Raw genomic sequence first — 14201 nt, 5'->3', positions numbered from 1 at the left:
AGTTGTCTCGGGACGCCTACAATGGGCCGCATGCACATTCTCTTCGTTTGCACGGGCAACATCTCCCGTTCAGCCATGGCGGAGCTGCTCGCCCCGTATATCTTCCATGATGATTCGCTCACGTTCGAGTCGGCGGGCACACGGGGATTGCATGATCATCCGATCTCCGACGAGGCGGCGGCCATCCTGCGCCGGGATCGCATCGACGAGAAGACGATCGAATCGTTCCGTTCGCGCCGCATCACCTCGCAGATCGCACGCGAGGCCGATTTGATCCTGTGCTTCGAGACGGCCCAGCGTGCCGATATCGTGGTGGAGTCGCCGCTGAAGGCCCGCAGAACGTTCCTTATCACCGATTTCGCGAACATGTGCGAGATGGCCAAAGAACAGGGATGGATTACCGGCTCTTCCATCGAGGAGCGCATCGACTCGGTGGCCGACAACGCCGGGCTGTTACGCCCGGCGTTACCCGATGCCGAGAACGTGGACGACCCTCAGGGCCTCGGCATGGACGCCTTCATCTCCGCCCACAACGCCTTGGTCCGTGTGCTCAAGCGCATCGCCGCCGCGCTCGCCTGACCTGCGCTAATTCGCGTCGGTCTGGCTGGTCGGTTCGGACCTGACCAGTGGTTTGGCCGAACCGACCAGCCGCCCGGACCGCTTCGGGGCGACGCGCTTGCCCTTATGCTTGCGGCCCTTAGAGAACTCGGACTTGTCGTCCTCGTTATCGACGCCGTAGCCATAATCGCCGTAGTAGTAATAGGAGCCGTAGTAGTAATAGGAGCCATAGCCGCCCTTGCGCTTCTCGTCGGCCATGTTGAACACGAAGCCGAGTACCGGCACGTCGAGTTCGCCCAGCTCGGTGACTGTGCCGCGCAGGGCGCGCTTGAACGTGACTCCCCTACCGGAGACGAGGACGACGCCGTTGCCCTGTTGGCCAAAGACCGCGGCGTCATTGGCTACGGACATCGGCGAGGTGTCGATAATCACGTAATCATATTGCCGCACCGCCTGCTTGATGAGCGAGTTCATGATGGTTGAGTTAAGCAGCACCGACGCGTTCTGAATACGCGGGCCGGCAGGCAGCACATGCAGGTTCGGCTTCCAGTAGCGCTGGACAACGTCCTTGACGCTGGCCTGGTTGCTCAGCACATGGGCGAGGCCGACGTTGCCTTCGACCCCGAGTCGCTCGGCCACGGAGGGGTGGCGCAGGTCGGCGTCGATGAGGAGCACGGCTGCGCCGTTCTCGGCGAGGGTCGCGGCGAGGTTGCAGGAAATCGTGGTCTTGCCCTCGGCTGGCATCGACGAGGTGACGACGATCAGACGCCCCTTGTCGCCGTCCTTGGACGTGGTGAACGACAGGTTCGTGCGGATGCGGCGGAACTCCTCCGCGATGGAGCCGTCGGGCTTGGAGACGACGATTGGCTTGGTCACGTCAAGCGACGGATCCTTCGGGATGACGCCGACGATGGTGGCGTTCTGGGCGATCGACTGCAGGTCGGAGACATCCTGGACGCGGCGGGAGAGCAGGTCGCGCAGCACGGCCACGACGAGCGCGAGAATCAGGCCGAGGGCGGCGCCGGCAGCGAGGTTGAGCCTGACGTTCGGCGAGCTCGGGGCCACCGGCTCCTGCGCCTTCTGCACGACGGACAGCTTGACGATCGAGTTCTCGCCGGACGAGTACAGCTCGGAGCCGACGACCTTGGACAGGGAGTCGGCGACGCTGTTGGCGAGATCGGCGGCCTTTTGCGGATCCGGGTTGACGACCGACACGTTGAGCATGTACGTGTCCTCCGGATTGTCGGCGGACACCATGCCGGAAAGCGAGCTCAACGTCAGGGAGTCGTCATTCTGCGCGCTGACCACCGGGCTGAGCACCGCGCTGGTCTTGACCAAGTTCGGATAGCTCTTCAGCTGGGTGGCGATGTAGCTGCCCGCGACGCTCTGCGTGCCGACCGCGGTATAGTTCGACGGGGCATTCTCGTTAGAGGCGTCCGTCGCCGGATTGTTGTACGACGCGAACATCTGCGCCTGCGCGGTGTACATCGGCGTGCGGGCGAACGTATATGCGGCCACTGCGCCGACCACGACGATGAACGTGAGGATCGCGGTCAGCCAGTGCTTGCGCACCGCCATCAGCAGGTCAAGGATCGTCATGCCCTGTTCGTGCGCGACCGCGTCGCCACGGTCATGGCCGCTGTTCGTGCGCGACGGCCGGCCCTCCGCATTAGCCGATTCATTCTGTTCGAGGGTTTCCGAAACCACGAACCTCTCCTCTCGTGTTCTTCCTATATTGTTTCGAAGTATAGCCGACAGGGGGATACACGCTTTGGCGTGGGCCCGATGCCGGACCGTCCGACGTCCCTCGTCTCACCGCCCACGGCCGTTCCTTCCCTGCCGCCATGCGAGCACGATTTCCTGCGCCAGCCGCTTCGGATGCTCCCTCAGTGCAAGGGCGGCCCTGTGAAGGGGCAGGAGAAGTCGGGCCAGAGGGTTGGACCACGTCGGATAATAGGTCTCGACGATGGCGCGCGGCGGGAAGAGCCGACGCCACAGGTAGTCCACGAACCTCGGCACGCGCCCATGCGGCGTTGCGGACCGGCTTCCGGCCCCTTCCGGCTCGGTGGCCAGCAGCCCCTGCTCCCGGCCCATCGTCCTGGCGATCTTGCGCTCCATCGACCCGTAGATGCCGCCCGAGAGCACGTCGCCGAACAGCTCGCGCACCTCCGGGCCGACGAGGCTTCTCCACGATCCGGGATGCTCCATCAGCGCGACGGACAGCTCGCGCACCGCCCTCTCGAAGCCACCCAGCCCGAGATACCCCAGCTGTTCGGCGACGTATTCGGACCCCACCTCCTCTGGGAACCTCACGCAATAGAGGTATTCGTCCGCGAGGAACCGCAGGCCGAACCCCGATCCACGATAGTGCTTGGACATGTGGTCGATGTGGAACACGTATTCGTCCCGGACGCCGAACCGGAACTCGCATGGCGGGACACCTTTGCACGTCGCCAACCGCCATGGGTTGGCGTAGTAGTCGACCTCCGCGGTTTTGGCCGATCCGGCCGCGACCTCGGCGGCGGAGATCAGCGAGCGGTGGATCTCGAAGTGCAGCGGCGGCTTGAAGTAGGAGGAGTCCCGCCCGACGGTGGACGCCGCCTCGTAGCCATGGGCCTTCATGATGCGGTCGACGTGCTCGTCGGCCTTGCGGGCCCACCCCTTCCGGCCCTCGCCGGCACCCCCGGCATCGGCGCCGTCCCCTCGTGGACGCCACCCGCCGGCGCCGTCCGGCTCCACGTATCCGACGACGATGTCCTGGTCGCTCATCGACCTCATGCCGGGTTGGGGGTAATAGCCGGCGACCATGATGCCCTTCAACGGCATCCACGACAATCCAGCCTTGCGCAGATCGGCGGTGATGGCCTCACGCTCGATGTCATAACTCACCTGCTGGTACAGGGTCATGTCCGCGCTATGCCTCCACCGTTCGGCCAGTTCCGCAGGCATGCCCCCGGAGGCGAGCGCGCCGTCGGGCAGGGCCGGCAGGATCATGGGCAGGATGGAGTGCCGGTCGGCAAGGCGATACACTTGCTCCCAAGTGACCCGATCTGGCTTGGCGCCCGCCCTGACGCCGTGCAGCGCGGCCGACATTAGCGTGACCGCGTATTCTTCCAGCTCAGTCGATACTTCAGTCAACAACTCCTCCACCACGCGAAACGGCACCGGATTCCAGTATATCCGGCGCGCGTGCTCGCATGGCGAATCATCGGGGCGTCGTCCCGGTGCTAGATATTCGATTTCTCTAACAATTTTCGACGTTATCATGTTAGACTTATCTAACAACATGTGAAATGTTCGATAAGTCTAACATTGGAGCGGCAATGGGCAGGATGTCGAGCGCAATTCGATCCATCAGACAATTGACAGTGGCTCTTCGCGACGCCCGGGTGACGCAGAAACTCACCCAAGAGGAACTGTCTCGAAGGACCGGCCTGACCCGCTCATGGATCAGTCAGTTCGAACAGGGCAGGATCGAGAACGCCAGCATCTCCCGCATACTGCTGCTATGCCGCGAACTCGGAGTGTCTTTCACCGTCTCGTACGACGTGCCGGGACAGCCGCCCGCCACACCGAACCAAGCAGCCGCCGCGCACGGCACGCGTCCGCCCGATGAATCCGACGGACCGGGTGCTCTTCATCCTGTGGCGCACGTCCCATCCCCGTCCTCCGACGAGATATCCAGGATGGCGCAACGGTTGCAACCTCTCGCGGGTTTCTCGATGGAAACCTATTTCAACGCCTTGCGGAAACTGACAACCCCCCACGTCGAAGGCAACGATGACAGGAAACGACACCGACGATGAAGATCAAAGCGCTTGACGTCCTGCTCAACGGACGCCATATCGGCGTGCTACGCGAGGAACCGACCGGTAGACATACATTCACCTACGATTTGGGCGGTTCCGATACGACGACGCTTTCGCTGTCCATGCCACGCAAAGCCGAGCCGTGGGAGGGGGACCCGATCGAGGCGTACATCGACGGCATCCTTCCCGACGACCCTGCCATAAGACAGCGCATCGGCCGTCTGTACGGAGTGAATCCACGCAACCCGTTCGCCCTGTTGACCGCGGTGGGATTGGACTGCGGCGGAGGTGTGCAATTCGTCGCGCCCGACGCAGACATTCCAGACGGCCGCATCACACCTATCAGCGAGGAACGGATCGGGCAACGGCTGCTCGCCATTGCCGGCCCACAACAGGCTTCATGGCAGAGCGGGGAGGAGCATTGGTCCCTGAACGGCGCGCAGGACAAACTGGCCCTCCGATACACAAACGGGCAATGGTACGAGGTCGAAGGAACCTCCGCCACCACGCATATCATCAAACCTAGCATACGAGGACTGCGCGAACAGGCGTTCAATGAATATCTGTGTCTGAAGACGGCCGAAAAACTGGCATTGCCTGTTGCACGAACCGATTATCGGGTGTTCGGAGGCGTGCCGGCGGTCGTCAGCGAGCGCTGGGACCGCATCGTTGACGACACGGTTGTTCCCGCCACCGTGACACGGATCCATCAAGAGGACTTCTGCCAAGCCATGAGCGTCATGACGGACAAGAAGTATCAATCCGACGGAGGCCCCGGGGCCGTTGACATCGTGCGATACATGAGCGATAACCGGTTTCCGGAAGAGGATGCGCACACGTTCATCAAAGCGTTGATATTCAACTACCTGATAGGCGGCTCGGATGCGCACGCCAAAAACTACGCGATTCTCGAGCCCCCATCCGGCGGAGTCCCCCGGTTGGCCCCGCTCTATGACATCGCATCCCTGTTCGCATATGACACACGACGCAGGGAAAGGAAACTGGCGATGAGCATCGGTGGCGAGTATCAGTGGGAACGGATCGGGCTGAGGCATTGGACAAGGTTCTTCGAACAATGCAGCAGTGATCCGACCGATCAGGAACGTTTTACCGGCATGCTCGCGGAACTGGCCATTCGGATCGTTCCCTCCTTCGTACAGGCATCGACCGAAGCATCAGCATGGGCGAGCGTTCTTCCCGATGTCACCGAGGAGGATATTGCCGACAAGAAGACGCTGATCAACCGCATGGGAACGTCCATCGTCGAACAGAGCTCACGCGTACTGGGCTGGTTTGCGGATTAGATACGACCATTGGGGCTGGACGCGACAGACCGGTCCGACTACGTGTTCTATGCGGCGCTATGATCCCAACCACCTCGTGCTCGATATCGCGCGGAAAGACAATCTCGTCTATATCCCCGACGATGCAAAACAACTCAAACTTGTTATCACCTTTATACAAGAGCACACTGGCGAAAACGTGACCGAGACGAAAATACAATAGCTACCGGAAGGCAAGAATATCTACCGATTGGCTTTGACTCGATGACACGAGATGCCAAACGAACATAACGAGATGATGACAGTTACCGTCAGCGGGAGGGCGTCCGGTCCGCGGTGGAGCGCATGATGGTGGGGTGATTCCCGTCTCCCCCTTTGCGGCACATGGACAAGACGACGCCACAACAACGACAAGGCATGCCCCCGGCTATCTGCAACGGCTGGACGTGACGGACCGTTCCGACTATGTGTTCTACGCGGCGCTCATGCTGCTGCCGGCGGACGGAACCGTGCTGGGCTGGTACATGCCGTTCTGGACGCCGATCAGCCCCTGGTTGCTCATGCTGTACACGGCGCTGAACTGGCGATTGATGCCGATCGTGTATCACAGGTTCAGAAGGTTCCTCCTGTTCCCGCTGGTCGCGCTCATGCTGTCCATGATCGGATGGGCGACCGTCGCCTTCCACCCGCTGCCGGCCCTATGGTCGTTCCTGGGCCTCGCTGGTGCGCTCGCGTGCCTCGCCTCCTTGGAGATCGCCGTACGCATCAAGCGTCTCGACTGGCGGCACATGATCCGCATCATCCTCATCGCGTACTGGATCGCATTCGCGGTGGGCGTCGTCCAGTTCCTCGCCATACACCTGGACATCACGTTCGTCCGCGACTGGTTCAGCAAGCTCATGGCCCGCGAATACATCACAGCCGACTCCCCGTGGGGAGGCAACCGCCCCCAGTTCCTGTTCGCCGAACCCAGCTACATCGGCATGCACCTGTATGGCGTGCTCCTGCCGCTCATGTGGATGATGCGGGGACGGGACCGCGTCTACGTCAAACGGCTGCGCAACCTCATCATCGTGTTCGCCGCGGGTTCGATCCTCATGGGAGCGGGAGTGCGCATCATCATCGACACGGGGGTCGCGCTGCTCATCGCTATCATCGAGACCCTGAATCTCCATGACAGGCGGATCCGAAAACGCGCCTTTATAACGTCCACCGCCATAGTGCTTCTCACCGCAGCCGCAGCACTGACGAATGGGCGCGTCCGCTCGATAGTGGAGCAGGGGCCTTTGGCGGGCGACACCTCATCGTCGGCGCGGCTCTCGCAGACCCTTACCCCCGTGATCGCGTTGATCCAACATCCGATGAATCTCTTTACCGGGTTCGGAGCCGGCAACATAGCCGAGGCCAACCGGCTGGGCACCACGACCGCATACGCAATGCTCAACGGCCCCGATGCGGCGGCCCCTTGGTGGGTATGGAAAAACATGTCTCCCGACAGCACGTTCACCATGAGTGCGTACACGAGCTTCATCACCGAATTCGGCCTCATTGGGCTCACCGCCCTTGTCGTCATCGTCATATCCCATATCAGCGAGCGGCATCTGCGGAACAGAACGACCATCTGCTGGCTGATACTGGTGGCATATCTCTATGTCCAGTTTGAAGGATATGCGTTCTATGCGCTGCCGTTATTCATATGGGGCATGAAGACGAATACCGCATCAAGGTCTGCGGCACCGCTATCCGCTTGGACATCAACCCCCTGCCCATGATCCTCATCAACTTCGTGGGCTTCGGCACGATCGCGATACTCTTGACTGAACTCATGAGACGTATCCGTTACAAATTCGTCATCGGAGAATAAAGTTAAGGGGGCGGTATATACCGCCCCCTTAACTTTCAGGATTTGAGATAATCACCGACCATATTGAATTTGCTTCGGAATGCAGCGAAGTCATAAGCATTATCGGATACCGACAACACATTTTCCACACATTCGCGCCAATCGCTGCCATCACTGAACCGGATGTACGGGCAGGAACGAAGCCATGTCTCATATAAGGCGCGCACCTTACCGTTGCTATTGTTGAAGGCAACGCACGGGGTACCTGTGATCGCGGACATCACCATGCCATGCAACCGATCCGTGACCACGATGCGTGCACAGGAAAATTCACGAAGTTTGTCATACACCATCGGCTCACGCTTAGCCGCGGGAATGTTAAGCAAACCCCCAGTTCCCAGCGCCGTATCCGTCTTCTTCACATCGGACAGTCCAAGAGCATTCAATCGGTCAGAGACGTCTTCAAAGGAGGGATGGGACGCGACTTCACCGTCACTGCGGAACGCAACAAGCGCTCCCCGTCGTTTCTCCATCGGAGAATGGGCATAGGGAGTTTCATATGTCATTACGATATCCGGCGTAAGCTCAATCTGAGCCGAAGGGAATAGACGCTTCATGACCGCGAATGACGGTTCATCTCGGGCCAGCAGCATGACATGCCTCACGGAAGCATAGACATGCCTCATATACCTGCTCAGCATACGTCCCTCAGCATCACGGTAATCAGCGGTTTGGGGCATGGAAATGACACGTCCATGAGGGAAGGCACCAATATCGGCGGCTCGAAGAAACTCGAAGCTCTTGTACAGAGACCCCATATTGCCGCCGCCATGCAGTATTACCGTCGTATCCGCAGGAAGGATATGACGGTAATACACCAGATCCTCGATGTCACCGATCTGATCAACCTCGTCATAGCGCAGGCCCAAGCCAGACAGGTAGGCCTCCTCCGCCAAGGCGATGGCCTGATCGCCGAGATTGCCGTGATTGGGGACATCGCACAGCAGAATGTTGGTGGCACTTCTCCTGCCATTATGTCGCTTCAGATATTCCTTTGCACGACGCAATCCGCGAAGCGCCCTCTTCGGATGCATCATGCAGTGCACGCGATATGATCCGAACACTCGGCATACGACAATCTGAATAGCAGTTTTGATTTGACTCATGACATTCCTTGCATTGTTTTCTTACGATGATGATTACACATGCATATGACGGTTGCGCTGACGTACGTGCTTGGGATGACGCATGTAACATCCAAGAAAAGATCTGCATATCGGGATGAGATCAGCAAGCTGAAGAAATGCGATTGCAATGAACAATCCGCATGACATCAGCATGTAGAACTTCGGCTGAATGGCCATAACCAGCGCCAGACACGTGAGCAATCCGACCGACAGCAAGAATGTAAACCAATTGATACGGATGTGCATTATCCGACGCGAGCTGAATACCCGCATAAGGAAAACGACGGCGTTGCTGATAACCATCGCAATGCACGGTCCGAATAGTCCCAGCGGGGAGATCAATCCCCACGTGAAGGCCACACTTGCCAACGCGCCGACAATGGTGGTCGTGAATAATGCCCTCGTCTTCATCGTCGTAGTGAAGACAGTGCCCAGATAGGAGTTCAGCGAATTAAAGTAGAAAGCCAGCACCAGAACCGGAATCAGATTCCAGCTCGAATAGAAGTCCTTCTGCAACATCAATGACGCCAACCACGGCGTGCAAACGGTCAACCCCGCGGCTCCAATGGCCATACCGGACTGCAGCAGCTTGAATACGATCGAGAAGAAATGTGCGACATCATTCCGGCGGAATTCCTGAAACGCTGAAAGCGTCCAAGCCTGCTGGAAAATGCTGTATACAACGTTCAGCAGATTGGGGAGTTTACTGGCGGCCGCGAAAAGACCGGAAGCGGCGATGCCGAGCATACCGGTGATGAAGAATCTATTGATGCTGGTACCGATCCACCAGAACAGTGCATTAGGAATCAACGGAATGGCATAGGCCATCATGCTCCGGACCAGGCGCCAATCGTCCTGTTCGATCCTGCCGATGTATTTGAGGTAGCCGCCTCCCACCAAGAAAACGACCACACCGACAAACGCCCCAAGGATCATCGAATAGAAATATCCGTAAGCTCCCAAGTGCAGCCAAGAGATGAAGGCGACAGCAGAACCACCGGTGACCAGTGAAGTGACGATTGCATCGGCGGTCAGCAGTTTCAGATGGTTCATAGCACGCGACACATTGCCGAGATACAGCAAAAAGGCGTTCGTCGCATACATGAGCCAGAACAGCAACTGGTAGTTGCCAAGTCCACCGAAGAAGTCAAGCTTCAACAGAGGAAGCAGGCAGGCGACGATGACGCAGCTTATCAGCATGGCTATGAAACCGATGGTCACATAACGCTTGACGTTTTGGGAGTCATCGACCACAAACCGCAATACGGCGTCGGCAAACGAGAAGGAGGCCAACGGCACCATGAGCGTCACTACGGTAAGCGCCATATCGGTCACACCGAATTCGGCCTTGCTCATGTTGTATGTGTACAAGGGCACGAGCAGGAAGGTGATGAGTTTAGTGGCGAAGATATTTAAGGCGAATACGCCAATGTTCAACAGCAGGTTCTTGTATTTGCCCACAATAAACAAACCTCTTGGTTAGAGCACGCTGCGCGGTCAGCTATAACAACCCATGTTCTGCCAACATGGGATTAAGATTGGCATGCGAATCGTGAGAACTGACCTGCCGCGCCGGCACGCCAGCGACGGTGATCCCTGGCGTCGGAACATCGTGGACGACGACGGCATTAGCGCCTATGGCCACATCATCAGCCACCGATACTTTACCGATAACACGCGCACCGCTGCCAAGGAAGACGTTGTCTCCGAGTACCGGCGCGTCTCCGGATCCATTGGTCGCCCCAATGGTGGTGCACTCCTGGATGCGACAATTCTTTCCCACTCTGGCATTGCCATTCACTACAATGGTGCCGACATGAGCGATGGAAAGACCCGGGCCGAAAACATTCAGGGGAATAGAGAAACCAAACTTCTGACCGAACCCATGAACCCGATAATGCAGCCAATAGGAATAGAGTTTACCGAATGGTGTGCGATGGCAGTTCCTATAGAATTCCGCCTTTCTCAACAAACGCTCAAATCGCCATATGACGTCAAACGGCAGCGGGAAAGACCTCTTCTCACCCAAGGCGATACGGTCCTGCTCCAGATAGGCTTTATATTCCTCCCTGCTGGTAATCACAGTCGTTCTCCAATCATGGTCTCCATCGTTCCATATGCCCCAGCGAGGGTCCATAGCGTATAGTTTCTCGTCCTCAATGCGGTCTCCACGGCTTTGAGCGCACGACCTCCACCGAATGAGAACGTGCTAAATTCCTTTGTCTGCCGCAACAGATCACAGCAGCAGTCAAATACGAGCCTTCTCTGTTCCGCAGGCAATGCCTTCGTACGCCAGTAAGCCAATGGCCCCAATTGGTTCAAGGTAGTTTTATAGATTCTTTCGGTCCACGGCAAGGATGCAGTGCGGTAATCCGCGAGCATCCTCTTCGTGATCCAATATGTATCAACAGCTTTCTTTTTCCCGTGCATCGCATGGGAAATGGATCCGCTGCGTACCCGATAAAGATAACTGGTGTCACGGATCGTTTGTTCTGAATAACAAGGTTTCACAAAGTAAGCGAGTACAGTGTCCTCATACCATAGCTGTTCAGGAAACCGCACACCATCCCAAATCTTCCTCTTGTAGATTCGCGCCCATGCCGTGCCGTACTCATTGTCGGGAACACGCTCGAGAATTCGACCCTTCTCATCAATACGGGAGTATCCGGATGTGACGTAATCCTTCTTTGAGGCGATCAAGGCATCCATCAAGGTCTGGATATGGTCAGGTTCCAACGCATCATCTGAATCCACAAAAGCGATATAGTAGCCGCGAGATTCGTCGATTCCACGGTTACGAGCACCAGAGAAGCCTTGGTTGCTTTGGTTCACCACTCGGATACGAGTATCCTTTTTAGCGAATGAATCGATAATCTTTAACGAGCCATCCGTGGATCCATCATTGATGACGATGATTTCGAAGTTATAGGAAGTACGCTGATGCCTGATCGATTCCAGACAGTCTCCGATATAGGTCTCAACATTGTATGCAGGAACAATGACCGATAGATCACATTCCGGCTCGTACCTGTAGATAGCCCTACCATAATGATCCGGCTGAGGTTCTGGAGATACGGTCCGCAATAATGATTCACCAGCACCAGTAGTTTCTCTTCGTCCAAATAATGACGCAAAAGAAGCCGCGATAGAAAAGATTCCGGATCTTCCGGGGATATGACTATATAATCTTTTCAGAGAATCTTTTGACATGGATCAGCTCCTCACACGCCCCAATAGCAAATTCTTCAAAGAGGACATTGCTCGAATGAACACACCTAAACCGTACCTCTCCGAAATTACAACAATCCTGATATCGGGACGTAACAGTTTTACGGCACGTTTGCAACAATATGAATCTCTAAAGAACTCGGAGCCACGAACATGCACGCAAAAAGCAACGAAATCTCTATGCGACATAGATCCTGCAGCCAATTGCAGCAAAAGACCAGTGATCCACAAATTCACCATATAGACATGCGTAAGCATGTAATGACCCGGATATCGACTCTCCCATTGAGAAGCGTATCTGATCAATGCACCACGAGAAATCATGAGATCCTCATAATTCTTGGGATTGAATTTCTGAACAAGACTATCCGGATTGGGCCTGTAGAAATAGAGCACATCGGGAATGTATGCGAATGATTCAGCTTTATCAAACAGACCAACGATCTGGAGAAGATCCTCGCCGAAACTCAGTCCCTCATATTGCTCGTATCGATTGTAGGCATCGAATATCCGGCGCGAAAATGCTTTGGACCATATTGAGTTGAATCTATAGGTGTCACACAGACGACTAAGTATCTCGGCCTTGTTACCCGAAAAAAAGACACGTTCACCATCAAACATCGGCGAACCGTTAAGCGTGAAATGCTCGTCACGTCCACCTTCAAAACAAACGATGTCAGGATGATGATGTTGGAAAACCTTGTGAATACGTTCTAGCGCATTGTTCCTTAGCTTATCGTCGCTATCCACGGTCATGATAATATCTCCACGCGCAATAGCAAAACCGGCACGTCGAGCCATAAGAAGACCACGATTTTCTTGCTCAATGATTCGAATGATATCGGGGTAACCGATCTGAAACTGACGACACAACATGCCACTCGAATCCGTTGATCCATCATTGACAAGTATGATTTCGAAATCTTTGAACGTTTGCGAAAGAAGAGAATCAACACATTCCCGTAAATATCGTTCAACATTATAAACAGGTACAATTATAGAAAATAGAGGCATGATATTACCTTAATTTTTTCTTATCACTCGGGAACGTCAAAAGCAAAAAAGCAAAAGCCGTTGCAATAGCGGCGCAGACATAAGTATATTCCATATTAAAGAAAGCATTAATCAACCATTGCAGGACGAGCAGAGCATAAATATACCAAGGGGCATTGACTCTATTCACAAAACTGTTTCGAATCAGGAAAATCAATGGCAACAGATAGACAACCAAGCCGACTATACCATTGGTGACAAGAAGGTTGATGAAATCATTATGCGCCCAAATATTGATACCGATTTCTTGGTTGATCTCGTAAATCTTGTTAAAACCACCACCAAAAAGTAAATTCGTGAACCCAAATTGCGAGTATCGCAACATATCATGAGCCCAGAAAGAGCTTCTACCACTTGTCAGCGTATCCCAGAACCCTAGGTAACCTCCATGTGACGTCGAATTTATCTTAGAGGAAATAGACGAAACGGAAATAATGAAAGCAGCGAATACACCGCCGGCGACAAGAGATATGTAAAAACTTCTTTTAGAAGCCATAAACTCCCACATGAATAAGACGTACATGAGCAAGATAACACCCAAGTACGTTCTTGAATACCCCATGAAAGCGCAATAGAGAGGAAAAATGGACATGACACCATATATCCATCTATTTACATAGTCTCTCTTCAGGCATACTATAAGAAGAGTCAGAACCATCAAAGCGGTCGGGCTCAATCTAAATGAATCACCCGCAAAAGAACAGAAAAATCTTCCCTGCCCCTTGACCACATAATATGAACTGGGGAATGGAATCGACACTGCCACCAAAATGCACCATACAACCGCAATTCCTCTTATCCATTTCATGTCCTTCATTACCAGCATCCCCAAAGAATTTATCTTTGCAGAAAACATCGAAAACAAGAGAACCCAGAACAATAAGTAGACAACAAGATTTATATTGACAAATTTTCCATTTGTTATTGCTATACCAAAAATCGTCAACGCGATAGTAAGAAAAAGTAAAAACCAGTATCGCATCAGATAATTCGTAACTAATGCAGAAAGAATAAAACAGGTAACACTTAATGCAATAACTATCTGATTGATTGCGCTAAACCCCGGCTTAGCCTGCAACAATGTGGCCAATGGCAGCAACGTGATAATACGTACTGTCAACTTATTCAAATACGTCGAAGCTCTATCGATCTGTGCATTCGAAACTTTCGACACTAACGCACTGCTCATTGTGAAACCTTCCTGATTCGTCAAATATTCTCTGATTGATCAGTATGTCGC

Annotated in this window: 12 protein-coding genes; 4 read left to right on the top strand and 8 right to left on the bottom strand. The window is 55.0% G+C overall.

Annotated features, from left to right (window positions below; genetic code table 11):
• Positions 1 to 30: 30 nt before the first annotated feature.
• Positions 31 to 579: a low molecular weight phosphatase family protein gene (locus tag BG22_RS07375; RefSeq protein WP_181163445.1), complete on the top strand. Its 549-nt coding sequence runs from the start codon at positions 31 to 33 to the stop codon at positions 577 to 579.
• Between the two features lie 6 nt (positions 580 to 585).
• Here BG22_RS07375 and BG22_RS07370 read toward each other — a convergent pair whose 3' ends face one another.
• Both BG22_RS07370 and BG22_RS07365 read right to left on the bottom strand, forming a co-directional pair.
• Entirely contained in the window at positions 586 to 2157 is a 1572-nt protein-coding gene (locus BG22_RS07370; RefSeq protein WP_375137710.1) for a polysaccharide biosynthesis tyrosine autokinase, read from the bottom strand.
• Positions 2158 to 2370: 213 nt separating this feature from the next.
• Entirely contained in the window at positions 2371 to 3696 is a 1326-nt protein-coding gene (locus tag BG22_RS07365; RefSeq protein WP_181163444.1) for a nucleotidyltransferase family protein, read from the bottom strand.
• A 155-nt stretch (positions 3697 to 3851) separates the two neighbouring features.
• On the opposite strand from BG22_RS07365, the gene BG22_RS07360 reads away from it, so the two are divergent.
• The 3 genes from BG22_RS07360 to BG22_RS07350 all read left to right on the top strand — a co-directional run bounded on the left by BG22_RS07360 (position 3852) and on the right by BG22_RS07350 (position 7422).
• Positions 3852 to 4364 (top strand): helix-turn-helix transcriptional regulator, encoded by a 513-nt coding sequence (locus BG22_RS07360; protein ID WP_258186271.1) that lies wholly within the window; start codon positions 3852 to 3854, stop codon positions 4362 to 4364.
• Positions 4361 to 5671: a type II toxin-antitoxin system HipA family toxin gene (locus BG22_RS07355; RefSeq protein ID WP_140494513.1), complete on the top strand. Its 1311-nt coding sequence runs from the start codon at positions 4361 to 4363 to the stop codon at positions 5669 to 5671. The genes BG22_RS07360 and BG22_RS07355 overlap by 4 nt, the downstream gene beginning before the upstream one ends.
• 425 nt (positions 5672 to 6096) lie before the next feature.
• Entirely contained in the window at positions 6097 to 7422 is a 1326-nt protein-coding gene (locus BG22_RS07350) for a hypothetical protein (RefSeq protein ID WP_140494511.1), read from the top strand.
• A gap of 127 nt (positions 7423 to 7549) precedes the next feature.
• Here the strand turns inward: BG22_RS07350 and BG22_RS07345 are convergent, their stop codons facing one another.
• The 6 genes from BG22_RS07345 to BG22_RS07320 are packed head-to-tail and all read right to left on the bottom strand — an operon-like array spanning position 7550 to position 14174.
• Positions 7550 to 8659 carry a polysaccharide pyruvyl transferase family protein gene (locus BG22_RS07345; protein ID WP_140494510.1) on the bottom strand — a complete coding sequence of 370 codons (1110 nt, stop codon included), beginning with the start codon at positions 8657 to 8659 and terminating at the stop codon, positions 7550 to 7552.
• 33 nt (positions 8660 to 8692) lie between these two features.
• Positions 8693 to 10141, bottom strand: coding sequence for a lipopolysaccharide biosynthesis protein (locus tag BG22_RS07340; RefSeq protein ID WP_181163443.1), 1449 nt, complete (start codon positions 10139 to 10141; stop codon positions 8693 to 8695).
• Positions 10142 to 10181: 40 nt separating this feature from the next.
• Positions 10182 to 10763: a serine O-acetyltransferase gene (locus BG22_RS07335; protein ID WP_140494506.1), complete on the bottom strand. Its 582-nt coding sequence runs from the start codon at positions 10761 to 10763 to the stop codon at positions 10182 to 10184.
• Positions 10760 to 11890: a glycosyltransferase family 2 protein gene (locus tag BG22_RS07330; protein ID WP_140494504.1), complete on the bottom strand. Its 1131-nt coding sequence runs from the start codon at positions 11888 to 11890 to the stop codon at positions 10760 to 10762. Before BG22_RS07330 ends, BG22_RS07335 begins: the two co-directional genes overlap by 4 nt.
• 3 nt (positions 11891 to 11893) lie before the next feature.
• On the bottom strand, positions 11894 to 12922 hold the full coding sequence (locus tag BG22_RS07325; protein WP_140494502.1) for a glycosyltransferase family A protein: 1029 nt from the start codon (positions 12920 to 12922) through the stop codon (positions 11894 to 11896).
• Positions 12923 to 12926: 4 nt separating this feature from the next.
• Positions 12927 to 14174, bottom strand: a complete 1248-nt coding sequence (locus BG22_RS07320; protein ID WP_140494500.1) for an O-antigen ligase — start codon at positions 14172 to 14174, stop codon at positions 12927 to 12929.
• Between the last annotated feature and the right edge of the window lie 27 nt (positions 14175 to 14201).

The sequence above is a fragment of the Bifidobacterium sp. UTBIF-78 genome (assembly GCF_006408945.1).
Taxonomy (GTDB): domain Bacteria; phylum Actinomycetota; class Actinomycetes; order Actinomycetales; family Bifidobacteriaceae; genus Bifidobacterium; species Bifidobacterium myosotis.
The sequence above is the reverse complement of the archived record's forward strand: the minus strand, read 5'-3'. Positions and strand labels throughout refer to the sequence as shown.

Bases quoted from the DNA above. Each gene is read 5' to 3' on its own strand.
- BG22_RS07375 (WP_181163445.1), top strand. From the start codon at position 31: ATGCACATTCTCTTCGTTTGCACGGGCAACATCTCCCGTTCAGCCATG.
- BG22_RS07370 (WP_375137710.1), bottom strand. From the start codon at position 2,157: ATGACGATCCTTGACCTGCTGATGGCGGTGCGCAAGCACTGGCTGACC.
- BG22_RS07360 (WP_258186271.1), top strand. From the start codon at position 3,852: ATGTTCGATAAGTCTAACATTGGAGCGGCAATGGGCAGGATGTCGAGC.
- BG22_RS07355 (WP_140494513.1), top strand. From the start codon at position 4,361: ATGAAGATCAAAGCGCTTGACGTCCTGCTCAACGGACGCCATATCGGC.
- BG22_RS07345 (WP_140494510.1), bottom strand. From the start codon at position 8,659: ATGAGTCAAATCAAAACTGCTATTCAGATTGTCGTATGCCGAGTGTTC.
- BG22_RS07330 (WP_140494504.1), bottom strand. From the start codon at position 11,890: ATGTCAAAAGATTCTCTGAAAAGATTATATAGTCATATCCCCGGAAGA.
- BG22_RS07325 (WP_140494502.1), bottom strand. From the start codon at position 12,922: ATGCCTCTATTTTCTATAATTGTACCTGTTTATAATGTTGAACGATAT.